At 71.9% G+C, this 24,996-nt stretch carries 17 protein-coding genes; 7 read left to right on the forward strand and 10 right to left on the reverse strand.

Features of this window, described 5'->3' with window-relative positions; all coding sequences use genetic code 11:
- Positions 1 to 142: 142 nt before the first annotated feature.
- The 8 genes from ACZ6JT_RS14045 to ACZ6JT_RS14080 all read right to left on the reverse strand — a co-directional run bounded on the left by ACZ6JT_RS14045 (position 143) and on the right by ACZ6JT_RS14080 (position 10,881).
- Complete coding sequence (locus ACZ6JT_RS14045; protein WP_469209731.1) at positions 143 to 1,840, reverse strand: proline--tRNA ligase; 1,698 nt, start codon at positions 1,838 to 1,840, stop codon at positions 143 to 145.
- A gap of 42 nt (positions 1,841 to 1,882) precedes the next feature.
- Positions 1,883 to 2,425 carry a GNAT family N-acetyltransferase gene (locus ACZ6JT_RS14050; RefSeq protein ID WP_469209733.1) on the reverse strand — a complete coding sequence of 181 codons (543 nt, stop codon included), beginning with the start codon at positions 2,423 to 2,425 and terminating at the stop codon, positions 1,883 to 1,885.
- Positions 2,426 to 2,537: 112 nt separating this feature from the next.
- A complete protein-coding gene (locus ACZ6JT_RS14055; protein ID WP_469209736.1) occupies positions 2,538 to 3,383 on the reverse strand; it encodes a GNAT family N-acetyltransferase in 846 nt (281 codons plus the stop codon).
- Between the two features lie 199 nt (positions 3,384 to 3,582).
- A complete protein-coding gene (gene ispG, locus ACZ6JT_RS14060) occupies positions 3,583 to 4,740 on the reverse strand; it encodes a flavodoxin-dependent (E)-4-hydroxy-3-methylbut-2-enyl-diphosphate synthase (protein WP_031144049.1) in 1,158 nt (385 codons plus the stop codon).
- Between the two features lie 177 nt (positions 4,741 to 4,917).
- Entirely contained in the window at positions 4,918 to 6,219 is a 1,302-nt protein-coding gene (locus ACZ6JT_RS14065) for a M50 family metallopeptidase (protein ID WP_365469547.1), read from the reverse strand.
- On the reverse strand, positions 6,216 to 7,469 hold the full coding sequence (gene dxr, locus ACZ6JT_RS14070; RefSeq protein WP_469209738.1) for a 1-deoxy-D-xylulose-5-phosphate reductoisomerase: 1,254 nt from the start codon (positions 7,467 to 7,469) through the stop codon (positions 6,216 to 6,218). The genes ACZ6JT_RS14065 and dxr overlap by 4 nt, the downstream gene beginning before the upstream one ends.
- Before the next feature lie 21 nt (positions 7,470 to 7,490).
- Positions 7,491 to 8,813 carry a serine/threonine-protein kinase gene (locus tag ACZ6JT_RS14075; protein WP_469209740.1) on the reverse strand — a complete coding sequence of 441 codons (1,323 nt, stop codon included), beginning with the start codon at positions 8,811 to 8,813 and terminating at the stop codon, positions 7,491 to 7,493.
- Between the two features lie 91 nt (positions 8,814 to 8,904).
- Positions 8,905 to 10,881, reverse strand: coding sequence for an acyl-CoA dehydrogenase family protein (locus ACZ6JT_RS14080; RefSeq protein ID WP_469209742.1), 1,977 nt, complete (start codon positions 10,879 to 10,881; stop codon positions 8,905 to 8,907).
- A 527-nt stretch (positions 10,882 to 11,408) separates the two neighbouring features.
- Here ACZ6JT_RS14080 and ACZ6JT_RS14085 point away from each other — a divergent pair.
- From ACZ6JT_RS14085 to ACZ6JT_RS14115, 7 genes are all read left to right on the forward strand, one after another.
- Positions 11,409 to 11,564, forward strand: a complete 156-nt coding sequence (locus tag ACZ6JT_RS14085; RefSeq protein WP_469209744.1) for a hypothetical protein — start codon at positions 11,409 to 11,411, stop codon at positions 11,562 to 11,564.
- Positions 11,565 to 11,644: 80 nt separating this feature from the next.
- The gene (locus tag ACZ6JT_RS14090) at positions 11,645 to 14,515 is read left to right on the forward strand and encodes a DUF1156 domain-containing protein (protein ID WP_469209745.1); all 2,871 of its coding nucleotides are present in this window, start codon (positions 11,645 to 11,647) and stop codon (positions 14,513 to 14,515) included.
- Positions 14,506 to 17,916, forward strand: coding sequence for a Swt1 family HEPN domain-containing protein (locus ACZ6JT_RS14095; protein ID WP_469209747.1), 3,411 nt, complete (start codon positions 14,506 to 14,508; stop codon positions 17,914 to 17,916). Before ACZ6JT_RS14090 ends, ACZ6JT_RS14095 begins: the two co-directional genes overlap by 10 nt.
- 116 nt (positions 17,917 to 18,032) lie before the next feature.
- Positions 18,033 to 20,117 carry a CHAT domain-containing protein gene (locus tag ACZ6JT_RS14100; protein WP_469209749.1) on the forward strand — a complete coding sequence of 695 codons (2,085 nt, stop codon included), beginning with the start codon at positions 18,033 to 18,035 and terminating at the stop codon, positions 20,115 to 20,117.
- A 12-nt stretch (positions 20,118 to 20,129) separates the two neighbouring features.
- Positions 20,130 to 20,561 (forward strand): hypothetical protein, encoded by a 432-nt coding sequence (locus ACZ6JT_RS14105; RefSeq protein WP_469209751.1) that lies wholly within the window; start codon positions 20,130 to 20,132, stop codon positions 20,559 to 20,561.
- A 227-nt stretch (positions 20,562 to 20,788) separates the two neighbouring features.
- Complete coding sequence (locus ACZ6JT_RS14110) at positions 20,789 to 21,052, forward strand: CD225/dispanin family protein (protein WP_469209752.1); 264 nt, start codon at positions 20,789 to 20,791, stop codon at positions 21,050 to 21,052.
- Between the two features lie 35 nt (positions 21,053 to 21,087).
- Positions 21,088 to 21,483 (forward strand): DUF2752 domain-containing protein, encoded by a 396-nt coding sequence (locus tag ACZ6JT_RS14115; RefSeq protein WP_469209754.1) that lies wholly within the window; start codon positions 21,088 to 21,090, stop codon positions 21,481 to 21,483.
- 153 nt (positions 21,484 to 21,636) lie between these two features.
- On the opposite strand, the gene ACZ6JT_RS14120 is transcribed toward ACZ6JT_RS14115, so the two are convergent.
- Entirely contained in the window at positions 21,637 to 23,082 is a 1,446-nt protein-coding gene (locus tag ACZ6JT_RS14120; protein WP_469209756.1) for an aldehyde dehydrogenase family protein, read from the reverse strand.
- A 188-nt stretch (positions 23,083 to 23,270) separates the two neighbouring features.
- A complete protein-coding gene (locus tag ACZ6JT_RS14125; RefSeq protein WP_469209758.1) occupies positions 23,271 to 24,851 on the reverse strand; it encodes a PucR family transcriptional regulator in 1,581 nt (526 codons plus the stop codon).
- Between the last annotated feature and the right edge of the window lie 145 nt (positions 24,852 to 24,996).

The raw sequence follows: 24,996 nt of genomic DNA on the forward strand, positions 1-24,996 counted from the left end.
TGCGCGGAGCCGGGCTCCGCCCGGACCGGGTCCTCAAGCGCCGGACTGGCTGGAATGGCTCGGCCCCGGCCCCACCCAGCCCCGCCGGCGTTTGCGGCGCGGGGTCCGGATCGGAGCCCCGGGAGCCCGGCCGCGCCCCGCCTTACGACGTCAGGCGGGCCAGGGCTTCGGCCAGGGGCAGTTCCTCGCGGGTGCCGGACGCGCGGTCCTGGAGTTCGACCACCGACTCCGCGGAGCGTCGGCCCGCCACGAGGATCCACGGCACGCCGATCAGCTCCGCGTCCGTGAGCTTGACGCCCGGCGACAGCCCGGGCCGGTCGTCCAGCAGGACCCGCAGGCCGGAGCCGGCCAGGGCGGTCGCCGCCTCCTCCGCCAGCGCCAGCGGCACGGCCTTGCCCGCGGCCACCACGTGGACGTCGGCCGGGGCCACCGCCGCCGGCCAGCACAGTCCCCGCTCGTCCGCCGTCTGCTCGGCGAGCGCGGCCACCGCCCGCGAGACGCCGATGCCGTAGGAGCCCATGGTGACGCGGACGGGCTTGCCCTCCTTGCCGAGGACGTCGAGGCCGAAGGCGTCGGCGTACTTGCGGCCCAGCTGGAAGATGTGGCCGATCTCGATGGCCCGGTCCAGGCGCAGTCCGGCGCCGCAGTTCGGGCAGGGGTCGCCGGGTTCGACGACCACCACGTCGAGGTACTGGTCCACCTCGAAGTCGCGGCCGCAGACGACGTTGCGCGCGTGCGTGTCCGCGCGGTTGGCCCCGGTCACCCAGGCCGTGCCGGGCGCGACCCGCGGGTCGGCCAGGTAGCGGACCTTGTCCAGGCCCTGCGGGCCCACGTAGCCGCGTACGAGGTCGGGCCGGTCCGTGAAGTCCTCGGCCGTGACCAGCTCGACCACCGCCGGGGCCAGGTGCTCGCCCAGCTTGCCGAGGTCCACCTCGCGGTCCCCCGGCACGCCGACGGCCACGATCTCGCCGTCCACCTTCACGAGGAGGTTCTTCAGGGTCGCGGAGGCGGGGACGCCCAGGTGCGCCGCGAGGGTCTCGATGGTCGGGGTGTCCGGGGTGTCCACCTCCTCCAGCGGCGGGTGCTCCCCGGCCACCGGGGTCAGGGCGAAGGTCACGGCCTCGGTGTTCGCCGCGTAGTCACAGGACGGGCAGTCCACGAAGGTGTCCTCGCCGGCCCCGGCCGGCGCCAGGAACTCCTCCGACGCCGAGCCGCCCATCGCCCCCGACACCGCCGACACGATCCGGTGGTCGAGACCGAGCCGCTCGAAGATGCGGACGTACGCCTCGCGGTGGAGCCGGTAGGACTCCTCCAGCCCCTCGTCGGACACGTCGAAGGAGTACGAGTCCTTCATCTGGAACTCGCGCCCGCGCAGCACGCCGGACCGGGGCCGCGCCTCGTCCCGGTACTTGGTCTGGATCTGGTACAGCATGACCGGCAGGTCCTTGTACGAGGTGCACTGGTCCTTCACGACGAGGGTGAAGATCTCCTCGTGGGTGGGGCCGAGCAGGTAATCGGCGCCCTTGCGGTCCCTGAGCCGGAAGAGCAGGTCGCCGTACTCCGACCAGCGCCCGCTGACCTCGTACGGCTCCTTCGGCAGCAGCGCCGGCAGCAGCACCTCCTGGGCGCCGATGGCGTCCATCTCCTCGCGGACGACGCGCGAGACGTTGTCGAGGACCCGCTTGCCGAGCGGCAGCCACGTCCACACCCCGGCCGAGCTGCGCCGGACGTAGCCGGCGCGGACCAGGAGCCGGTGGCTGAGGGTTTCGGCGTCGGCCGGGTCCTCGCGGAGGGTCTTGGCCATGAGACGGGACATGCGCTGCACGTGTTGCGTAGACATGCCGGGAGGTTACCGGGGCCCGCGCGGGCCCCGGTAGTCAATTCAGTGCCTGGTCAGCGGCAGTGTGGCGCCCATGACGGCGTACGGGAGGCTCGCGCTCGGGAAGTGGACCTGGCGGGCGAGGTCGGTGTAGCCGAGGGCCCGGTAGAGCCCGCGGGCGGGGCTCTCGGTGTCGATGGCGGAGAGGATCGAGCGGGGCTCGGCGGCGTCGTCGGTGATCCGGGTGATCAGCTCGCGGCCCACCCCGTGGCCCTGGAAGCCGGGGTGGACGTGCAGTTCGGTGATCACGAAGGAGTCGTCGAGCCAGCCCTCGTGTCCGCCGGCCCGCAGGTAGGGCTCGACGATCGTGGACCACCAGTGGGTCCGGTCGTTCGGCATCCCGTAGACGAACCCGGTGAGGGCCCCGTCCTCGGCGAAGGCCCCGAGGGCGCGGGCTCCGCGGCAGGTCATGTGGCGCTGGACGATGTAGCGCCGGATGCCCACCTCCTCCTCGCTGAGGCCGAAGGCGACGGCCTGCACGCGCAGGGCCTCGTCCACGCGGGCGGCGAGGTCGAGGGGGCCGATGCGGAGTCCGGAAGGCAGCATGCGGCGACCTTACTTCGCGGTAGGGGCACGCCGGAATGCCATCGGCGGGGTCCGGGGGCCGCCTTTTCGATCAGGGCGGCCGGGAACCGGTGGCCCGCCCGGAAGGGCACGCTCAGAACAGCACGCTCATGAAGGCGCCGACCTCGCGGAAGCCGACCCGGCGGTAGGCGGCGCGCGCGGCGGTGTTGAAGTCGTTCACGTAGAGGCTGACCACGGGAGCGACGTCCCGCAGCGCGTAGGCGACGACGGCGGCCATCCCGCTCTCCGAGTGCCCGCGGCCGCGGAACTCGGGGGCCACCCACACGCCCTGGATCTGGCAGGCGCGCGCGGTGGCGGCGCCGATCTCCGCCTTGAAGACGACCTTGCCGTCGTCGATGTGCGCGAAGGAGCGGCCGCCGGCGACGAGCTCGGCGACGCGGGCCTGGTAGAGCAGCCCGCCGTCCCCGGCCATCGGCGAGATGCCGACCTCCTCGGTGAACATGGCCACGCAGGCGGGCATGATCAGGTCCATCTCGTCCTTGCGGATCCGGCGGACCCGCGGGTCGGCCTCGACCGTGGTGGACGGGTGCTCGATGACCATGAGCGGCTGGTGGGAGCGGACCTCGCGGGCCGGTCCCCAGCTGGGCTCCAGGAGCTGCCACAGCAGCCGGGTGGCCTCGGCGGGGCCGACGATGGAGGAGCAGCGGCGGCCGGTGCGGCGGGCGCGGTCGGCGAAGGCGCGTACGGCGTCGGGCCCGGCGCAGACCGGGACCAGGTTGGCGCCGGCGTAGCAGAGCGAGCGGAGCTCGCCGTCGGCGTACCAGCCCCACATCTCGCCGCCCAGGCGCCAGGGGTCGAGTCCGGCGACCTGGACCCGGGAGGTGACGAAGGCGTTCTCGACCGGCTCGCGTCCGAGGATGTCGAGCGCGGCGTCGAGATCACTGGGCTCAAGGACCCGGGTGGTGGTCTGCGTCAACACTGGGGCCTCACCATGCAAGTCTGCTGATCTCCGCACTGTACCCGGCGATGCCTTTCGATGCCGCGTCGCAGGTCACGAAAAGGCCCCGGCCCGCCCGCGGACTGCGGGAACGGGGCCGGGGCCACTGATCGGGCCTCGAGGGGCGGGCGACCCGAAGGGCCGGCAACAGGCGCCCCGGAGGCGAGCCGAGCCCTGCGGATCAGACTCCGATGGCGACGGTGGGCTCGCCGCTCATGACGCCGTCCTTCTCCATCTGCTCGGCGATCTTCATCGCCTCTTCGATGAGGGTCTCCACGATCTTCGACTCGGGGACGGTCTTGATGACCTCGCCCTTGACGAAGATCTGGCCCTTGCCGTTGCCGGAGGCGACGCCGAGGTCGGCCTCACGGGCCTCGCCGGGGCCGTTGACGACGCAGCCCATGACCGCGACGCGCAGCGGGACCTCCATGCCCTCCAGGCCCGCCGTGACCTCCTCGGCCAGCTTGTAGACGTCCACCTGCGCGCGCCCGCAGGACGGGCAGGAGACGATCTCCAGGCGGCGCGGCTTGAGGTTGAGCGACTCCAGGATCTGGATGCCGACCTTGATCTCCTCGACGGGCGGGGCCGAGAGGGAGACCCGGATGGTGTCGCCGATGCCCTCGGAGAGCAGCGCGCCGAAGGCGACGGCGGACTTGATGGTGCCCTGGAAGGCGGGGCCGGCCTCGGTGACGCCCAGGTGGAGCGGGTAGTCACAGGCGGCGGCCAGCTGCCGGTAGGCGTTGACCATGACGACCGGGTCGTTGTGCTTGACCGAGATCTTGATGTCGCTGAAGCCGTGCTCCTCGAAGAGGGAGGCCTCCCAGAGCGCGGACTCGACCAGCGCCTCGGGGGTGGCCTTGCCGTACTTCTTCAGCAGTCGCGCGTCGAGCGAGCCCGCGTTGACACCGATCCGGATCGGGGTGCCCGCGTCCTTGGCGGCCCGCGCGATCTCCTTGACCTTGTCGTCGAACTGCTTGATGTTGCCCGGGTTCACGCGGACGGCGGCGCAGCCGGCGTCGATCGCGGCGAACACGTACTTGGGCTGGAAGTGGATGTCGGCGATCACCGGGATCTGCGACTTCTTCGCGATCACCGCGAGCGCGTCGGCGTCGTCCTGCGTCGGGCAGGCCACGCGCACGATGTCGCAGCCGGAGGCGGTCAGCTCGGCGATCTGCTGGAGCGTGGCGCCGATGTCGGAGGTCCTGGTGGTCGTCATCGACTGCACCGAGATCTGTGAGTCGCCGCCGACGGCGACCGAGCCGACCTGGATCTTGCGGCTGACCCTGCGGTCGGCAAGCTTCGTCGGCACGGCCGGCATTCCGAGAGAGATGGCAGTCATCTGCTGTGCAACCCCAAGGTGTGGATCAAGGTCCCGAGATCGGCGGGCTCCAGGCTTCGAGATTACGCCAACCCCGGGGCGCACCGTGCATCCGAGGGGGTGAGCCACCCGAACGCGGGGAGCCGGGCACGACGTGCACCCGGCTCCCGCGGGCACGGGGCAGGGCCCCGTGCCCGACTAGGTGATCTTGATGGGGTTCACCACGTCCGCGACCATCACCAGCAGGGTGAAGCAGATGAACAGACCGGCGACCACGTACGCGACGGGCATCAGCTTCGCCACGTCGAAGGGGCCGGGGTCGGGGCGCCGGAAGACCCGCGCGACATTGCGCCGGACCGACTCCCACAGGGCGCCGGCGATGTGCCCGCCGTCGAGCGGAAGCAGCGGCAGCATGTTGAAGAGGAACAGCGAGAGGTTGAAGCCGGCCAGCAGGTTGAGGAAGAACACCAGCTGGTGCTGGGCGGGGATGTCGAGGGTGAAGATCTCACCGCTGACCCGCGCCGCGCCGACGACGCCCATCGGGCTGTCCTGCTTGCGCTCGGCGCCGTTGAAGGCCGCGTTCCACAGGTCGGGGACCTTGGACGGCAGCTGGACCAACGACTGCACGCCGGCCTCCATCATCTCGCCCATGCGGTCGACGGACTGGCCGAAGGACTGCGGGACGTAGCCGGAGGCGGGGGCGAAGCCGAGGAAGCCGGCGGTGACGTACTCGTCCTTGACGTACCGGCCGCTGCCGTCGGTCTTGGCGACCTTGTTCTCGATCAGGTTCGCCGTGAGGTCGACGCGCTCCCCGGCCCGCTCCACCGTGATCCTGGCGGGGCCGACGGTGGCGCGGATGTCCTTCTGCAGGGCGGACCAGTCCCGGACCGCGCGGCCGTTGAAGGCGACGATCTTGTCGCCCGCCTTCAGGCCCGCCGCCTTGGCGGGAGCGGCCGGGTCGCCGGGGGCGCACTTGTCGCGCTTCTCGCTCTGCTGGATGACGCAGTCCGAGACGGTGGCGACCGAGGTGGTCTGGGTGTTCAGCCCGAAGGTCATCAGCGTGGTGAGGAAAATGGCCACGGCCAGGACCAGGTTCATGAAGGGGCCGGCGAACATCACGATCACGCGCTTCCACGGCTTGCGCGTGTAGAAGAGCCGGCTCTCGTCGCCGGGCTGGAGCTCCTCGTACGCGGCCGAGCGCGCGTCCTCGATCATGGACCGGAACGGCGACGTGGAGCGGGCGGTGACCTTGCCGTCCTCGCCGGGCGGGAACATCCCGATCATGCGGATGTAGCCGCCCATGGGGATGGCCTTGATCCCGTACTCGGTCTCGCCCTTGCGCCGCGACCAGACGGTCGGGCCGAAGCCCACCATGTACTGCGGCACGCGGATGCCGAAGAGCTTGGCCGTGGACAGGTGCCCCAGCTCGTGCCACGCGATGGAGACCAGCAGGCCGACCGCGAAGACCACGACCCCGAGCACCGTCATCAGTAGTGTCATGCGCGCGCCTCCACGGCGGCCCGTGCCGCCATCTCCCGCGCCCGGGCCCTGGCCCAGGCCTCAGCTTCAAGGACGTCCTGGACGGTCAGGGAAGTTCCCGACTCCGGTGTCCCGTGCTCATCGACCACGGCAGAGACGGTATCCATGATTGCCGTGAACGGCAGCCGCCCGGCCAGGAACGCCTCCACGCACTCCTCGTTGGCCGCGTTGAACACGGCCGGGGCGGTGCCGCCGAGGGCGCCCACGTGCCGGGCCAGGCCGACCGCGGGGAAGGCCTCGGTGTCCAGGGGGAAGAACTCCCAGGTGGAGGCCTTCGTCCAGTCGAAGGCGGGGGCCGCGTCCGGGATCCGCTGGGGCCAGCCGAGGCCGATCGCGATGGGGCCGCGCATGTCCGGCGGGGTCGCCTGGGCGAGCGTGGAGCCGTCGGTGAACTCCACCATCGAGTGCACGTAGGACTGCGGATGGACCACGACCTCGATGCGGTCGAAGGGGATGTCGTAGAGCAGGTGCGCCTCGATGACCTCCAGCCCCTTGTTGACCAGGGTCGCCGAGTTGACGGTGATCACGGGGCCCATGGCCCAGGTGGGGTGCGCGAGGGCGTCCTTGACGGTGACCTGCCCGAGCTCGGCCCGGGTGCGGCCGCGGAAGGGCCCGCCGGAGGCGGTGACCACGAGCTTGCGCACGTCGGCCCGGGTGCCGGCGGCGAGCGCCTGGAACAGCGCCGCGTGCTCGGAGTCCACCGGGATGATCTGGCCGGGCTTGGCGAGGGCCTTGACCAGGGGGCCGCCGACGATCAGCGACTCCTTGTTGGCCAGGGCCAGGGTGCGGCCCGCGCGCAGGGCGGCGAGGGTCGGCGCGAGGCCGATGGAACCGGTGATGCCGTTGAGGACGGTGTGGCACTCGGAAGCGGCGAGCTCGGTCGCGGCGTCCGGTCCGGCCAGGATCTCGGGCAGCGGCTCGGACGGACCGTACTGGGCGCTCAGCGCCTCTTTCAGGGCCGGTACGACGTCCTCGCGGGCGACGGCCACCGTCTTGACCCGCAGCAGCCGGGCCTGCTCGGCCAGCAGCCCGACCCGTCCGCCCGCGGCGGACAGTGCGGTGACCCGGAACCGGTCCGGGTTGCGCAGGGCGAGGTCGATGGCCTGGGTGCCGATGGATCCGGTGGACCCGAGGATGACGATGTCCCGGAGGCCGGCCGCGGGGTCGAAGAGGAGGTGCGGATCGGCGAGGGGGGCTGGGCGGTCGCTCATGCCCCCCATTGTTGCCGCATGTCAGGAGCGGCCGGACACGGAGCCCCCTTCCGTGACGCGGAGCAGCAGGTGCGGGAGCGTTCCGGCGAAGTCGGGGAGGGTGCGGGCCACGCGCCACCAGGCGTCCGGGTCCTCGCCGAGGGCCGCGGCGAACAGCCGGCCGGCCTCGGCGTGGGCGGCCAGGACGGCCTCGGGGTGGTCGTGCCGGTCGGGGTGGTCCACCTCGCCGAGCCAGTGGTCCTCGTCGAGGGCCCAGCAGGCCGGCAGCTTGTGCCGGATCACGTCGATGCCGGTGAGCAGGCCGCGGTCGAGGCAGTCGCGCACCCAGCGGATGTCCTCCTCGACGCTGTCCATCGGGACGGCGAGGCTGGCCAGGGCCAGCTCGCGCTCCACCTCGCCGGGCGGCTCGGCGGCCGTCGGGGCCAGGTGGCGCACCGCCCGGGTGAGCTCGGGGCCCGGCTCCCGCGCGTCGGCCGGCTCGGGCAGGGTCCCGTCGGTCACGGCGGCGACGAGCGCGGGCAGCGGGCCCGCATGACCGGGGGCGTGCCTGAGCAGCTCCGCCCACAGGCGCGGGTCGTCCCCCAGCGGGCGCAGGGCCCGCATCACGGCGCTCTGCATGCCGGCCTGTTCGGGCAGGGTCCAGCGCAGGGAGCGGAGGGCGGGGAGGTGGCCGAGGAGCAGGGTGTGGCGTGCTGGGGCCACGTGGGCGACGAGTTCCTCGTGCGTGACGCGGCCCATCCGCACGGCGCGGACGGCGGGCCGGTGCCAGGAGCGTTCGTCCGCCGCTGTGGTGGCGAGCAGCCCGCGCACGGTCTGCGGGGGCAGGTCCTCGACGAGCAGCAGGGCCTCGACGGAGCCGGCGGGCAGTGGCCGGCGGAGGTGCTCGGCGAGCAGCAGTTCGGGATCGGGGCGGTGGCGCAGGGCCAGGATGTCCAGCGGAACCCTGGGGCCGCGCCGGCCGTGGCGGCGCAGCAGGCCGATCAGTTCGGCCGCGGTCAGCGGCTCCTCGGCGGGGTCCCGGCCGAGCTCGGCGCGGAGCACCGGCAGGAGTTCCGGCGGGGTCCGGCGGCGGGCGTAGCGGGCGGGTCCGGGCAGGCCGGGCAGCGGCCGGCCGACGACGCGGGGGTTGCGGGCGATGTAGGTCCGGTCGGTCGCGCCGCCGTGGCGCAGCAGCAGCGTGACGGTCGAGGCCGCCAGCCATTCGTCCCGGCACAGGTACTTGAGGGCGGGCCCGTCGAGCCGGCGGGTCATGTCGGTGACGACGTGGTCCGGTGCGTGGCGCAGCAGGTGCGCCACGCACCAGGCCAGCCGTCGGCTGGTGCGGTCTTCCTCGGCCGTCGGCATCGTTCTCGTCCGCCTCGCGCTGTGCTCGTACGCGTACCAGTACTCGTACTCATCCTCGTACGTCTGTCCGACGTCCGGCGATGATCGCAGGTCAGCGGATGGGGCGGTGCACGTTTTTCCGAGCGGAGGGTCCGGGTGTCGCGTCCGCGATCCAGGGGCCGTCGCCGGAGGGGTCGAGGACGCCTTCCTCCAGCCAGGCGTAGGTGCCGGTGAGGACTCCGGCGACGACCTTGCGGTCGAGGTCGTCGGTGTTGGCCCAGAGCCGGCCGAAGAGTTCCTCGACGCGCAGCCGGGACTGCTCGCAGAAGGCGTCGGCCAGCTGGTACGCCTCGCGGCCGTGCTCGCCGGTGGCGCGCAGGTGCTCGGCGCGGACGCAGGCCGCGCTCATCGCGAAGAGTTCGGCGCCGATGTCGACGATCCGGCCGAGGAAGCCCTGTTTGGTCTCCATCCGGCCCTGCCAGCGGGACATGGCGTAGAAGGTGGACCGGGCGAGTTTGCGGGCGCTGCGTTCCACGTAGCGCAGGTGGGTGGCGAGGTCGGGGTGGCCGCCGGGGTGGAAGGCCCGGTAGGTGCCGGGGACCTGGCCGGGGCCGGTGGCCAGTTTGGGCAGCCAGCGGGCGTAGAAACCGGCCGCGCGGGCGCCCGCCTTCGCCTTGTCGCCGAGTGCCTTGTCGGGGTCGATGAGGTCGCCGGCCACCGAGAGGTGGGCGTCGACGGCCTCGCGGGCGATCAGCAGGTGCATGATCTCGGTGGAGCCCTCGAAGATCCGGTTGATGCGCAGGTCCCGGAGCAGCTGCTCGGCGGGGACGGCGCGCTCGCCGCGGGCGGCCAGCGACTCGGCGGTTTCGAAGCCGCGTCCGCCGCGGATCTGGACCAGCTCGTCGGCCATCAGGCAGGCCATCTCGGATCCGTAGAGCTTGGCGAGGGCGGCCTCGATGCGGATGTCGTTGCGGTCCTCGTCGGCCATCTGGGAGGCGAGGTCCACGACCGCTTCGAGGGCGAAGGTGGTGGCGGCGATGAAGGAGATCTTGGCGCCGACCGCCTCGTGCCTGGCGACTGGGCGGCCCCACTGCTCGCGTACCGAGGACCATTCGCGGGCGATCTTCAGGCACCACTTCCCCGCGCCGACGCACATGGCGGGGAGCGAGAGCCGGCCGGTGTTGAGGGTGGTCAGGGCGATCTTGAGGCCGGCGCCCTCGGCGCCGATGCGCTGGGCGGCCGGGACCCGTACGCCGTGGAAGCGGGTGACGCCGTTCTCCAGGCCGCGCAGCCCCATGAAGGCGTTGCGGTGTTCGACGGTGATGCCCGGGGAGTCGGCCTCGACGACGAAGGCGGTGATCCCGCCGCGGTGGTTCTCCGACTTGGGGACGCGGGCCATCACGACGAGGAGGTCCGCGACGACCCCGTTGGTGGTCCACAGCTTCACGCCGTCGAGGACGTACGCGTCCTCCCCGTCCGGGACGGCGGTGGTGGCCAGCCGCGCCGGGTCGGAGCCGACGTCCGGCTCGGTGAGCAGGAAGGCGCTGATCGCGGTGGTGGCGCAGCGCGGCAGGTAGGTGTCCTTCTGCTCCTGCGTGCCGAACATCTTCAGCGGCTGCGGTACGCCGATCGACTGGTGGGCGGAGAGCAGGGCACCGATGGCCGGGCTGACCGAGCCGACGAGTGCGAGGGCCTTGTTGTAGTAGACCTGGGTGAGGCCGAGACCGCCGTACTTGGGGTCGATCTTCATGCCGAGGGCGCCGAGCTCCTTGAGCCCGCGCACGGTCTCGTCGGGGATCCTCGCCTCGCGCTCGATGCGGGCTCCGTCGATCTCGGTCTCGCAGAAGACCCGCAGCCGGGCCAGGAAGGCCTCGCCGCGCCGGACGTCCTCGTCGGCGGGCAGCGGGTGGGGGTGGATCAGGTCGAGCCGGAACCGTCCGAGGAAGAGTTCCTTGGCGAAACTGGGTTTGCGCCAGTCCTGTTCCCGGGCCGCTTCCGCGACCTGCCGTGCCTCGCGCTCGGTCACCTTGGGCTGCGTGCCGCCGGGCTGTACGGGCTGTGCTGGCTGAGCGGGCTGTGTTGCGGACATGCGGGGACTCACCTCGCCGCCGGAGTCGGGGTTCATCGGATTACCAGCCGGTGCTACCTGTGAGTCGTACCCCATGTCGGCGGGGCGGAAAAGGGCAACGGCCGGGCCCCCGCGCACCGGCGTCTCGACAGCGCCTCTGACCTGCGATTTCTCGCCGACTCGCGGAAGCGCGGCGGGATCCGGGCCGACATCTTCACTCATCTGTCCGAATCTCCCCGGGTGCGACGCCCGCCAGACCGGGAACTTTCAAGGTCCGTGTCTCGCCGGCCACGTTCCGCGAGCGCGCCCGGTCCCTGGAGGCCCGGCTCGAACGCCGCGAAGCCGACCTCGACCTCGAGGCGCAGGTCCACGCGCACCCGCCGCAGATCGTCAGCGCCGCGCTCGTCCTGCCCGCCCCGGTCGTCCCCGGCCCCGCCGGGGAACCGCCGGCGCCCGACGGCTTCGCCACGGACACCGCGGTCACCGAGCGCCGGGCCGTCGACGCCGTACTGGCCGCCGAGCGCCGGCTGGGCCGGGTGCCCGAGGAGATGCCGCACTCCCACAAGGGCTTCGACATCCGTTCCCGCACGCCCGACGGCCACCTGCTCTTCACCCCCTTCGCCGACCTCGTCCTCGACCAGTACGTCGACGACCTGCGCCGCACGTGGAGGGCGGAGTGGGAACGCGGTGTGGAACCCCTCTGACGCGCGGCGGCCACACCCGGCCCCCCGCTCGAAGGCCACCCGAGGCACGGTTCGAGCCCCTCGGAAACTAAATTGAGTTGGTGAACACCGCAGTGCAGCCCGGAACGCCCTCTGGCTCCGTCCCCCGACGCAAGCTCATCGAGGTCTCCCTCCCGCTGGAGGACATCAACGCCGAGTCGGCCCGAGAGAAGTCGATCCGCCACGGACACCCGTCCACGCTGCACCTGTGGTGGGCCCGCCGTCCCCTGGCGGCCGCACGGGCGGTGCTCTTCGCCCAGCTCGTCGACGACCCCTCCTCGCATCCCGAGCTGTTCGCCACCGAAGACGAGCAGAAGAAGGAGCGCGAGCGCCTGCACGGCATCATCCGCCGCCTCGTGGTCTGGGAGAACATCAGCGACGAGGGCCTGTACCGGGCAGCCCGCGAGGAGATCCTCAAGAGCACCGGAGGGAACCCGCCGGCCGTCCTGGACCCCTTCGCGGGCGGCGGGACGATCCCGTTGGAGGCGCAGCGCCTGGGCCTGGCGGCGCACGCCAGCGACCTCAACCCGGTGCCGGTACTGATCAACAAGACCCTCATCGAGACCCCGCCGAAGTTCGCGGGACGGCCCCCCGTGTTCCCGGGCGTGGCGGAGGGCCGCATGGGCCCCTGGCCCCGCGCCACGGGCCTGGCGGAGGACGTCCGCCGCTACGGGGCCTGGATGCGGGACCGCGCCCAGGAGCGCCTGGGGCACCTGTACCCCACCGCTCGGGTACCGGTCCCGGGGCCCGACGGCGAGCCCACGGGGAAGACCGCCGAGGCCACCGTCATCGCGTGGATCTGGGCCCGGACGGTGGCCTGCCCGAACCCGGCCTGCGGCATCGTGATGCCGCTGGTGCGCTCCTGGTGGCTGGGCAAGAAGAACGGCAAGGAGGCGTACGTCGTCCCGACCGTGGTGGACGACGCGTCGGCGCCCGGCGGACGACGCGTGGAGTTCGGCATCGGTCACGACCCGAAGCGGGCCCCCACGAAGACGCACGACGGGACCATGACGAGCAGCAGGGGTGCCACCTGCGTCGCCTGCGAGGGGTTCGTCGAGCTGACGGCCATCCGGGCCGAGGGAGCCGCCGGCCGGATCGGCGTCCAGCTGCTCGCCGTGGTCGCGGAGGGCAACCGCCGCCGCGTCTACCTGGCTCCCGACGAGGAACACGCGAAGGCGGCCGGGGTCCCGCGGCCGGACGACGCGCCCCTGGGTTCCATCGCGACGAACCCGCGCTGGTTCTCGCCGCCCCAGTACGGCCTGACGGAGTTCTCCGACCTGTTCACCGACCGTCAGCTCACCACGCTGATGACCTTCACCGACCTCGTCGGCGAGGCCCGCGAGCAGGTCCTCGCCGACGCCCTCGCCTCCGGTCTGCCCGCGGGCGCCCGGCTGGCGCAGGACGGTACGGGCGCCGAGGCGTACGCGGACGCGGTCGCCACGTACCTCGGCCAGGCGGTGAGCCGCCTGTCCTCCACCAACTCCTCGCTGTGCCGCTGGAACTCCGCGCCCTCGAAGGAGAGCGTCTCCGACACGTTCTCCCGGCACGCGCTCCCCATGCTCTGGGACTTCGCCGAGGGGAACACGTTCTGCAAGGGGCCGTGCGACATCGAGTGGAGCGCGACCTGGGTGTCCCGGGCCCTGGACATGCTCCCCGCGTCCACGCACGGCACGGTCACCCAGGCGGACGCGTCGAGCCGCGACTACACGGGCCTCCTCGTGTCGACGGACCCGCCCTACTACGACAACATCGGGTACTCCGACCTGTCGGACTTCTTCTACGTCTGGCTGCGCCGGTCCCTGCGCGGCATCCACCCGGACCTGTTCCAGACGATGCTCGTTCCCAAGGCGGAGGAGCTCGTCGCGAACCCGTACCGGCACGGGAGCAAGGAGAACGCGGAGGAGTTCTTCGCGAACGGGTTCCAGCACGTCTTCGCGCACGCCCGGGAGACGGCCTCGCCCGACTACCCCATCACCGTCTTCTACGCCTTCAAGCAGGCCGAGCTGGAGAAGGAGGGCGTCGCCTCGACCGGGTGGTCCACCTTCCTGGAGGGCATGGTCCGGGGCGGCTGGACCATCACCGCGACGTGGCCCGTCCGTTCGGAGCGCGGCGGGCGGATGATCTCGGTAGGCACCAACGCCCTGGCCTCCTCGATCGTGCTGGCCCTGCGGCCCCGCGAGACGACCGCACCCGCGACGGACCGCACCGGGTTCCTTGCGGCGCTGCACACCGAGCTGGACGAGGCGCTGCCCCGGATCCGCGAGGGCGCCATCGCGCCCGCGGACCTGCGCCAGACGATCCTCGGCCCCGGCATGGCCGTGTTCTCCCGGTTCTCCCGGGTGCTGGAGGACGACGGCTCCACGATGTCGGTGAAGACCGCGCTGGCGCTGATCAACCAGACCTTCGACTCGCTGCAGAACGAGCACGACGCCGAGCTGGACGCCGACACCCGTTTCTGCCTGGACTGGTTCCGCTCGTACGGCTGGGACACGCGCCCCTACGGTGACGCCGAGTCGCTGGCCGTCCCGCTGGGCCTGTCGGTGGACGGGATCGCCCGCGGCGGCACCCTCACCTCCGGCGCGGGGAAGGTCGCGCTGGTCAAACCGCAGGACCTGGACCCGCGGTGGGTGCCGGCCCACGACGACCGGCTGTCGCTGTGGGAGGTCACCTGCCACCTGGCGCGCGCGTACGCGACCGCGGGGCGGGAGGAGGCCGCGAGGCTGATGTCCGAGGTGACGGGCAGGGTGGACCTGGACGAGGTCAACCGCCTGGCCACCCGGCTGTACGAACTGACGGAGTCCCAGGACTCCTCGACCGCCGGCCTGTTCAACGGGCTCGGCGGCGCGTGGGCGGACGTCTGCGCGACGTCGGCCACGATCCGCCCGGCCGCTGTGGCCGAGATGCTCTTTGGGGAGGAGATCCGATGGCGCTGACGAACAACGAGAAGGTCCTGCGCAGCTTCGACCAGCTGCTGGAGGGCCTGCGTCCGTGGGTGGACATGCGCATGTCCGCCCAGGCTCCGGCCGGCAAGGACTGGATCGAGCTGGTCTCGGCCGAGGACACGGCGAGGTTCGGTGCGGTCAGGACGTACTCGCGGGAGGACGTGCGGTTCCTGCTGCGCGTCGTGACCGAGCGCCGGAAGGTCTTCGAGAAGGACCTCTCCCGCCCGCAGTCCGCCCTCGCCTCCGAGCTGCGGGAGACGGCGAACGCGGTGCACCACGGGCAGAAGTTCTCCTCGGACGACACGTACCGTGCCCTGGACACCATCGAGCGCCTGCTGACGGTGATCGGCGCCGGTGACGAGGCCGACGCGGTGGCGAAGATGCGGATGGAACACCAGCGCGAGGTCTTCGAGAAGCAGACCCGCAACCGGCTGATGCGCGAGGCGCAGGCGGTCAGGGTGGCCGGCATGCTGGCCGGTACGGCGATCAAGCCGTGGCGCGAGGTCGTCCGGCCGCACGCCGACGTGATCCGGGGGCAGTTCTCCGCCGCCGAGTTCGCCGCCGACCTGTACGCGGTGGCCCACGGCCACACCGCGGCGCCGGAGTACCTGGATCCGGCCGAGTTCTTCTCCCGGACCTACCTCACCAGCGGGCTGTCCGACCTGCTGACCCGTGCGCTCAAGCGCCTGTCCGGGGACGCCGGCGCGAGCCCGGTGGTGAACCTCCAGACACAGTTCGGCGGCGGCAAGACGCACTCGATGCTGGCCCTGTACCACCTGTTCTCCGAGGGCCTGGCCACCGGCGCGCTGTCCCAGGGCGTGCAGGACGTGGTGCACGCCGCCCTGCCCGCGGCCGGGGACGACCCGCTGGGGTCGTTGGACGTGCGGCGGGTCACGCTGGTGGGCACGAAGCTCTCCCCGAGCCAGCCGATCGTCAAGGACGACGGCACCCGGGTCCGCACGCTCTGGGGGGAGCTGGCCTGGCAGCTCGGCGGGCGCGCGGCGTACGACCGCGTCGCGATGGCCGACGCCACCGGCACCGATCCGGGTGACGCCCTCGACGCCGTCGTGCGCGACATCGTCGCCGACGGCAGGGGCGTGCTGATCCTCATCGACGAGTGGGTCGCGTACGCCCGTCAGCTCGTGGGGCGCGACGACCTGCCCGGCGGATCCTTCGCCACCCAGCACACCTTCGCCCAGCACCTGACGGAGATGGCCAAGTCCGTCCCGGGCGTCATGCTCGTGGTCTCCATCCCCGCCTCCGACTCCCTGGACAACGGCGGAGGCGGCTCGGCGCTGGAGGTGGGCGGCCCCAACGGGCACGTCGCCCTGGAGACCCTGCAGCACACCATCGGCCGCAACGCCGACGACTGGCGACCGGCGAACAACATCGAGTCGTTCGAGATCGTGCGCCGGCGCCTGTTCGAGGAACCCGACGCGGTGGCCCTCGCGGACATCTCCGCCGTGGCCAAGCAGTACGTGAAGTACTACCAGGAGAACACCGGGTTCTTCCCGCGCGAGACGACCACGGCCGAGTACGAGCAGCGCATCCGTGCGGCGTACCCGATCCACCCCGAGCTGTTCGACCGGCTCTACGAGGACTGGTCGACGCTGCCGAAGTTCCAGCGCACCCGCGGTGTGCTGCGTCTGATGAGCGTGGTCATCAACGCGCTGTGGGCGGCCAACGACACCACGCCGCTCATCACTCCCGGCGCGGTGCCCGTCCACGACACCCAGGTCTTCAGCGAGATCACCAAGTACCTGGACGACAACTGGAAGCCGGTGGTGGACAAGGACGTCGACGGCGAGGGGGCCACCCCGGTCCAGATCGACCGCGAGCGTCCCTCGTTCGGACAGCGGGCGCTGACCCGGCGCGTCGCCCGGTCGGTGTTCATCGCCACCGTCCCGACCCTGCGCTCGGCGCACAAGGGCGTCGACATGCAGCAGCTGCGCCTCGGCACCGCGGTACCCGGCGACGTCATCAACCACATCGGGGACGCCCGCGCCCTGCTGGGCCAGCGGGCCACGTACTTCTACGAGGACGGCGACCGCTCCTGGTACGACCTGGCGGCCTCGGTCTCCCGGGTGGCGGCCGACCGGGCCGCCGGCTACGGCGAGGCCGACGTGCACGCCACGATCGTCGAACGCCTGAAGGCCATGGGCAAGGCGCCCAGGGCGTCCTTCGGCGCCGTGCACGCCGCGCCCCTCGACACCGGGGACGTCCCCGACTCCGAGATCCTCAAGCTGGTGGTGCTGCACCCGCGGTTCACCTGGGGCAAGGACGCCTCCACCGCCGCGGACTTCGCCGAGCGCCTCCTCCGGGAGGCCGGCAGCGGGCAGCGGCAGCGGCGCAACATGCTGGTCATGGTCGCCGCCGACCGCGAGACCTACCCCGAGCTCGAAGGCGTCGTGCGCGAGTACCGGGCCTGGCAGTCCATCGCCGACGAGGCGGAGGAGCTCGAACTCAGCGCCCAGCAGCGCAAGCAGTCCGTCACCCGCGCCCGCCAGCTGGACGCGGCCGTCGACGACCGTGTCCGCGCGGCCTTCACCGCGGCGCTGATCCCGACCGAGCAGCCCGGCCGGAAGCCGACCATCTCCTTCACCCGGGTCGCCAAGGACGGCGGACCGCTGGCCGAGCGCGTCACCGCGGCGCTCCGGGCCAAGGGGTGGATCACCCCCGTGCTCGGGGCCACGCTGGTGCGGATGGCCCTCGACGGCGCCCTGGCCAACGCCTGGGGCAAGGGGCACGTACGCTTCGGCGACCTGTGGTCCTGGTACACGCAGTACCCGTACCTGAAGCGGCTGCCCCACCGGCAGGTGCTCGAACAGGCCGTGCTCGGCGCCGCCGACGTCCTCCTGTGGCAGCAGGACGCCTTCGCCCTGGCCGACGGCTACGACGAGACCACCGGCGAGTACCGGAACCTGTGGATCCACGGCGACAAGCCCGAGCCCGGCTTCGTCACGGACGACACGCTCCTCGTCCAGCCGGGACGAGCCGTGGCCCAGCGCGCACGGGTCGTCGCGACCCCGCCGGCCGAACCGGCCGCCACGGCGGCGGACACCGGCCACGACGCGGCGGGCACCCCGCAGCCGGGCACCGTCCCTCCTCGCCCGGCGGGCACCGGCCCCCAGGCCCCGCTGCCGGCGGCCAGGAAGGTCGCGCGGAGGTTCTGGGGCGTCAAGGCCCTCAACCCGAACCGGCCGGCCGCCGACTTCGCCACCATCCAGCAGGAGGTGCTCGCGCACCTCGAAGCCGCCGACGGCGTACGGCTGGAGGTCCGCATCGAGATCACCGCGACCACCGCCGACGGGTTCACGGAGCGGCAGGTGCGCACCGTCCGCGAGAACGCCGTCCAGCTGAAGTTCGAGGACAGCGGCTTCGAGGAGAACTGACCCGGCCCCAGGACCTGCCCCGCCTCTGTAGCCTTCGGCCCTGCCGAGGGTCGGCCCCTGAGTGGACGCCGTGAAATATCGGGTGTGAACTATATCCAGGGGCGGAGGTGGGTTGGTTGAAAGGTCTCCCGTTCCAGCTCGAAATCATTGAAGCCGACACCAACTGGATCATCTCGTGTGCTTCCGAGTGCGGCGAAGCGCTGATTCGCGTGCCGTCACCCTATTCCGAGGCCGAACTTCAATCCACCCTTTCCCGGGTGGAGCTGTCGCTGGCCAAGTCGTACAGTTCCCTGCTGGTGCGCGGCGCCCCCGTCACGGAAAGACCGGTCCGGGAATTCGGCGAACGTCTCACGCAGACCGTCTTCCGGGATGAAATTTTTCTTCAGTTCGACCTGTGCCGCCGCGAGGCGCGACGGCAGGGCGTTCCGGTGCGGATCCTGCTGCGGACGAACGGCCCGCATGTGGCATCCATCCCGTGGGAATACCTCGTTGATCCGACCCGCGATGACTACCTCGCGCTGCGCGTCCCCATCGTCCGGTACCTCCGGCTGATGAACCCGGTACCGCCGCTGCCCCTGATCCTGCCCTTGCGCGTACTGGGCATTTCGGCGAATCCGCGCGACCTTCCCGCGCTGGACGGAAAACGGGAGGAGGGGCAGATATCGCAGGCGCTCGAGCGGTACAGCTCCGACAACGTGGACGTCCATTGGCTACCCGGGGACCAGTGGCAGGACCTGGCGAAAGAGCTGCGATTTGGTTCCTGGCACGTCCTGCACTGCGTCAGCCACGGCGGATTCGACGAGGAAAGGAATGCCGGATACATCCAGTTGTCCGGTGCCGACGGGGCCGCCAAGAAGATATATGCCAGTGATTTCGAAAGGCTGATCGCGGACAGCCCGAACCTGCGTCTCATCGTGCTGAATTCCTGTGAATCCGCGGTAAGCGGGTCCGAGGACGTCTTCGCGGGTACCGCCGCCACTCTCGTGCGTGCGGGCGTGCCGGCCGTGGTCGCCATGCAGTACGAGATCACCGACCGGGCCGCCCTTGTCTTCGCCTCCTCGTTCTACGAGCGGATCGCCGCAGGCCTGCCGGTCGACCGGGCGGTGACCCTCGCGCGTGAAGACGTGAAGATGGACCTGGAAAGCCTGGAGTGGGCCACTCCCGTGCTGTTCCTCGCATCCGACGAAACCCGGATCTTCTCGCTGCCGAACGCACCGCCGAACGCACAGGGCCCGCAACCGCGGACTACGGTGAACGTGCCGCCGCCCGCGCCCCCGCCGCCGGCCCCCACGCACGCACCCCGCCTCTCCCACCGGACTCTGCTCGCGGAGCTCGGTCCGTGCAGCGACCTGGCGCTCGGACCGTCCGACCTCCTTGCCGCCGCGTGCGGTGACGGCGTGGTGCGCATCGTGGACGGAGCCCACGGCGGGCTGGTTGCGCAGTGCATGCCCGTGCAGCGGGAGAACCCGGTCCGGGTGGTCTGGGGCCCTTGGCGACGGCACGTGGCCAGCCGGCACAACGACGGCACCGTGGTCGTGTGGGACCTCCAGACCGCAACGCCGGTGCGCGTGATGAACGTGGGAGGAGCGGGCGATGCCCTGGCTTTCAGTACGGACGGCCACTGGCTCGCGGCGACCGTCCGGGACCGCATCTACATCTACAACTCGTGGGGTGCCCGGGTGCGGGACCTGGCGGCGTGGCCGGGGAAGGAGCCCAAAGCCTGGCAGCGCAAGGGCGGCCGCGGCAGGATCGGTGCCCTTCGTTTCGCGCCGGGTGACCGGCACGTGGTCGTGGCAACCGGGGACGGCGTGATGCGCCAGTTGGACGTGGGCGGGCAGCCGGTGATGGCGTGGCCGCAGTCCCATCCCATACTCTGCCTCGCGCTCACCGATCAGGTCCTCGCCACCGGCTGCACGGACGGCAGGGTCCGCCTCTGGTCCTGGGACGGCCGTCTCCTGCGGCGCACGGAGTACGGGAGCGCACCCTCCCACCTGGCTTTCTCCCCCGGCTCCCTGGCGCTCGCCATCTCCGACGACGAGGGAACGGTCACTCTGTGGGACCTGAAGACGGGGGAGTTGACCGTAGCGGGGAAGCTGTCGTATCGGCTCGCGGGGCTGGCCTTCCTCGACGGCGGAAAGGGCCTGGTGACGGGCACCAGCGCGGGTGCCGTCGAGCGTTGGACGCTACCCCACCGGGGATAGAGGGAGGAAGTCATGGCACGTCCCGAGGTCGAGATCTTCTGGCCTTCGTCGCTCCCCGCCGCCCCGGCCCTGGAAGGGCGCGATGCACTGTGCGAGGCCGGGGTCCCCACCACGTGCATGCTGCGGCCCACCCGGAGGGGGGCGGCCGACGTCGTTCTGGTCCTGGTAACGACCGCTGTCCTACAGCCGTTCCTCAGCACCCTGTTCCAGCTCCTCGCCAAAGAGGCGCACACGGGGTTGAAGACCTTCGTGGACCGACTGCTGGGAGACCGCTCGGAAGAAGCAGAGGCGCCTGTGGGCGTGGTGTTCGAGTCGGCGACCGGCGGCCGGGTCACCTTCACCGCAGATCTGCCGGAACGGGCCTACGAGCAGGCGGTCCGTCTGGACGCACACGGCGACCGGTGGATCTGGGACTCCCGACGCTCGATGTGGACCCCTGCCTGAGGGGGCCGGACCCAGAAAGGTGCGCAGCCATGGCAGACCGACACCAACCTCCGCCTCACGACGACGACAACTGGGGTCCGGAGACCCCTTGGCAGGAGCCGTTCATCGCCCCGCAGCAGTCCCCGCAATCACCGCCCCCGCCGTCTCAACCTTCGCGTCCTGCGTCACCTCCTCCTGAAGCGGAAGGTCACCAGCAGCGGTGGGGAGCGGCAGCGTACGCAGGCCACGTGGCAGCGCCGGACGCCTACTTGACCCCTGCCATCCTCGTCACGCTCTTCTGCTTCCTGCCGACAGGGATCGCCGCCATCGTCTTCGCCTCACAGGTCCAGAGCAAGTGGACCGCGGGTGACTTCGCAGGAGCCGCCGAAGCGTCGCGGAAAGCGAGGCTCTACGTCATCTTGAGCATCGTGTTCGGCTGCCTGGTGTGGGTGATCCTCCTGGCCATCGGCTTCGCCAGCGACCCGGGCACGACCACCACGCCGACGCCGTGACACCGCCACGCCCGCGGGCCCTCAGACGGACTCCCGTGGCTTCGACGCCGAAGACCGTCCGTGATGCCGGAGTGGGCGCGGCGATCTTCGCAGCGGTCGCCGTCGTCGTGGGCCTCGTGGACCCCACCCGGCCGGGACGGTTCCCGAGCTGTCCGTTCCACTCCCTCACCGGCCTCGACTGTCCGGGGTGCGGCAGCCTGCGCGCACTCCATCAGCTCGTTCACGCCCACGTGGCAGCCGCCGCCGATTACAACCTGCTGCTGGTCGCGTTCTTGCCGTGCGCCGCTGTCGTGTGGCTGCGCGCCGTCACCGGCAGGAGCAGCCGAAGAGGCCTCCTCCCGTGGTGGGGGCCGCGCCTGGCGCTGATCGTGATCGTTGCGTGGACGGTCCTGCGCAACCTTCCCCTCTTCGGGGGAGTGCTGGCCGCTTGACCTCCGCGGACGGCCGCAAGCGGCGAGACCAGGCCAATGCCCCCCGTTCCAGCAGTCAGGATCGACGTATCAGCAGGTCGCAGTGGGTACGACGAAGACGGCCGGAGCCCCCGCACAGTGGGCTCCGGCCGTCGGCCTTTGGGTCGTACGAGATCAGATGTCGAGGCCGGTGAGGACCAGGACCCGCTCGTACGTGTAGTCGTCCATCGCGTAGCGGACGCCCTCGCGGCCCACACCGGACTGCTTGACGCCGCCGTACGGCATCTGGTCGGCGCGGTAGGACGGCGCGTCGCCGACGACCACACCGCCGACCTCGAGCTCGCGGTGGGCGCGGAACGCGGTCTGGATGTTCCGGGTGAAGACGCCGGTCTGCAGACCGAACTTCGAGTCGTTCACCGCGGCGAAGGCCTCGTCGGTGTTCTCGACCCGCTGGAGGGTCAGGACCGGGCCGAAGACCTCTTCGGTGGCCAGCTTGACGCCGTCGGGCACGTTCGCGATCACGGTGGGCTCGTACGAGGCACCCTCGCGCTTGCCACCGGTGAGCAGCTTGGCCCCGGCGGACACGGCCTCGTCGACCCAGGACTCGACACGCTGGGCGGCGGCCTCGGAGACGAGGGGTCCGACGTCGGTGGCGTCGTCGTTCGGGTCGCCGGTGACCTGGGCCTGGACCTTCGCGACGACCTTCTCGACGAGGCGGTCGTAGACGGAGGCGTCGGCGATCACGCGCTGCACGGAGATGCAGGACTGGCCGGCCTGGTAGTTCGAGAAGGTCGCGATGCGGGTCGCGGCCCAGTCGAGGTCGGTCTCGGAGGACCAGTCGTCCAGGACCACGGCCGCCGCGTTGCCGCCGAGCTCCAGCGTGCAGTGCTTGTGGGGCACCGACTGCTGGATGGCGTAGCCGACGGTGTCGGAGCCGGTGAAGGAGATGACGGGCAGACGCTCGTCCTTGACCAGGCCGGGCATCTTGTCGTTCCCGACCGGCAGGACCGACCAGGAGCCGGCCGGGAGGTCGGTCTCGGCGAGCAGCTCGCCCAGGATCAGCCCGGAGAGCGGGGTGGCCGGGGCCGGCTTCAGGATGATCGGCGCGCCGACGGCGATGGCCGGGGCCACCTTGTGGGCGCACAGGTTCAGCGGGAAGTTGAACGGCGCGATGCCGAGGACCGGACCCTTGACGAAGCGGCGGGTCAGCGCGAGCCGGCCGACGCCGCCGGCGTCGGTGTCGAGGCGCTGGGCCTCTCCGCCGTTGAAGCGGCGGGCCTCTTCGGCGGCGAAGCGGAACACGGACACCGCACGGCCGACCTCACCGCGGGCCCACTTGATGGGCTTGCCGTTCTCGGCGGAGATCAGCTGGGCGATCTCCTCGGTGCGCTCGGCGAGCCGCTTGGACACGTGGTCCAGGGCGGCGGCCCGTACGTGGGCGGGGGTCGCGGAGAATTCCGCCGTCACGGCGTACGCCGCGGCCACGGCCTCTTCGACCTGCTCGTCGGTGGGCACGCTGACGGTGCCGACCAGCCGGCCGTCCCACGGGGAGTGGACGTCGAAGCTGTCCTCGCCGGTGGCCTGGCGGCCGGCGAGCCAGAAGGCGTGGGTGGAAGTCATGCGAATCCCGGCCCTTCGGATGGGTGCGGTGGGCTTGTCCCCTCCACCGTAGGACTCGCCGGGCGTTTCGGCGTTTGTCCCAGATGGAGCGGCGGGTCGCCGGGCTTCGCCGCTTTGTCACTGTCGCCCGGCCGGGACCGGCCACCCCGGCCGGCGGGAAGGGGCGCTCGGGGGGCGGGGCCGGTCGACTACGACGGGGCCGAGGTGGCCTTGAGGGCGAGCCAGAGCTCCATGCGGACGTCCGGGTCCTCCAGGGAGCGCCCCAGGATCTCCTCGACCCGCTTCATCCGGTAGCGCAGGGTGTGCCGGTGCACGCCGAGGTCGGCGGCGGCCGCGTCCCACTGGCCGTGGCGCGAGAGCCACGCCTGCAGCGAGGCCACCAGGTCGCCGCGGCCGGTCGCGTCGTGCTCCCGCAGCGCGCGCAGGGTGCCGTCCGCGAAGGCCCGTACGGCGTCGTCGGCCAGCAGCGGCAGGACCGAGCCCGCCGCCATGTCCTCGTGCTCCACCATCGGCCGTCCGCGCCGGCGGGCCACGGCGAGCGCCTGGTCTGCCTGCTTCAGGGCCGCCGCAACGCCTTCCGGGCCGGCCGGGGCCGACAGGCCGACGACCAGTTCGTCCGGTTCGGGTCCGGCCGCGTCCAGGCCGCGCCGGGACTCCAGTGCCTCCGCGTGGTCCACGCACGCCTGTACGGCCGGGCCCGCGTCGGAGGCCAGCACCAGCAACCGGCCCGGTTCCGGCACCACCAGCAGCGCCTCGCCGTTGCGGGCGGCCGCCGACTCCACGGCGTCGGCGAGCAGCGCCAGGCCCTGCGGCTGCGCGGTCCCGGGCAGCGCCGGCTCGGCCACGATCAGCCGGAACGGCGCCTCCAGCAGGTTCCCGTACAGGTCCCCGGCCACCGACCGCGCGTGCTCCGCCTCGCCCGCCAGCAGCATCCGCAGCACCGCCGCCCCCAGCCGGGACTCGGCGTCGTGCAGCGAGCGCGACCGCTCGGTGGTGAGGGTCAGCAGGGCGACCGCGGAATGGACGGCGTACCGCTCGGCCGTGCCCAGCGGGGCGCCGGTGCCGACGGCGAGCGCACCGCGCGCCCGCCGGCCCGTGCCCAGGGACTGGAGTTCGACGCGGTCCTCCGAGCCGCCGACCACGGCGCTGGCGGGCGCCGGCCGCTCCCGAAGCCGCTCCACGTCGGGGGTCAGCCGGGCGGCGCGCCGCGCGGCCCAGTCGGGGGCCGCCGCGACAACGGCGCCCGAGGTGTCGTACAGCGCCGCCCAGCCGTGCACGTGCGCCGCGAGCCTCGCCAGCAGTTCGGCGGGCCCGTCGGCGGAGAGGGCGGCGCGGGTCAGCTCCCGCTGCGCCTCGAAACCGGCGGTCACGGCCCGGTACTGGTCCGCCGCGAGAGCCGCGGAGACGGCCTTGCTGATCGCGAGGAAGGGGGTCCGGCGCGGCACCTCCAGCAGCGGCATGTCCTCGGTGCGGGCCGCCTCGAGCAGCGCCTCGGGGATCTCCTCGTAGTTCACGCCGATCGCGAAGCCGATGCCGACGACCCCGGCCGCGGCGAGGCGGCGTACGTAGCGGCGCATCTCCTCCGGATCCTCCGCGTCCAGCTTCATCGCGGTGATCAGGAGCAGCTCGCCGCCCTCCATGTACGGGACGGGGTCGGCGAGCTCGCTGACATGTGCCCAGCGCACGGGGGTGTCCAGACGGCCCTCGCCCGCCCGGACGCCGAGCTTGAGCGCCGAGTGCTGGACGAGTGAGGCGAGGGTGAGCGGCATCGGTTACCAGGGGCCTTAGCGGGAGGGGACGGCGGGCGCGGGGCGCTGGGGGCGGGCAGCAGAGGACCAGAGCGGCCGCAGGCGCTTTTCGCCTTGACGTATGAACGGCCCCTCTCGATTCTGCCACCCCGTACGGGTCGGGGCG

It is taken from the genome of Streptomyces sp. NPDC046308 (genome assembly GCF_055588065.1).

Coding starts and splice junctions, on each gene's coding strand:
- ACZ6JT_RS14125 (WP_469209758.1), bottom strand. CDS start 24,851: ATGCCGCTCACCCTCGCCTCACTCGTCCAGCACTCGGCGCTCAAGCTC.
- ACZ6JT_RS14080 (WP_469209742.1), bottom strand. CDS start 10,881: ATGTCCGCAACACAGCCCGCTCAGCCAGCACAGCCCGTACAGCCCGGC.
- ACZ6JT_RS14105 (WP_469209751.1), top strand. CDS start 20,130: ATGGCACGTCCCGAGGTCGAGATCTTCTGGCCTTCGTCGCTCCCCGCC.
- ACZ6JT_RS14045 (WP_469209731.1), bottom strand. CDS start 1,840: ATGTCTACGCAACACGTGCAGCGCATGTCCCGTCTCATGGCCAAGACC.
- ACZ6JT_RS14075 (WP_469209740.1), bottom strand. CDS start 8,813: ATGCCGACGGCCGAGGAAGACCGCACCAGCCGACGGCTGGCCTGGTGC.
- ACZ6JT_RS14050 (WP_469209733.1), bottom strand. CDS start 2,425: ATGCTGCCTTCCGGACTCCGCATCGGCCCCCTCGACCTCGCCGCCCGC.
- ACZ6JT_RS14095 (WP_469209747.1), top strand. CDS start 14,506: ATGGCGCTGACGAACAACGAGAAGGTCCTGCGCAGCTTCGACCAGCTG.
- ACZ6JT_RS14085 (WP_469209744.1), top strand. CDS start 11,409: ATGCCGCACTCCCACAAGGGCTTCGACATCCGTTCCCGCACGCCCGAC.
- ACZ6JT_RS14120 (WP_469209756.1), bottom strand. CDS start 23,082: ATGACTTCCACCCACGCCTTCTGGCTCGCCGGCCGCCAGGCCACCGGC.
- ispG (WP_031144049.1), bottom strand. CDS start 4,740: ATGACTGCCATCTCTCTCGGAATGCCGGCCGTGCCGACGAAGCTTGCC.
- ACZ6JT_RS14065 (WP_365469547.1), bottom strand. CDS start 6,219: ATGACACTACTGATGACGGTGCTCGGGGTCGTGGTCTTCGCGGTCGGC.
- dxr (WP_469209738.1), bottom strand. CDS start 7,469: ATGAGCGACCGCCCAGCCCCCCTCGCCGATCCGCACCTCCTCTTCGAC.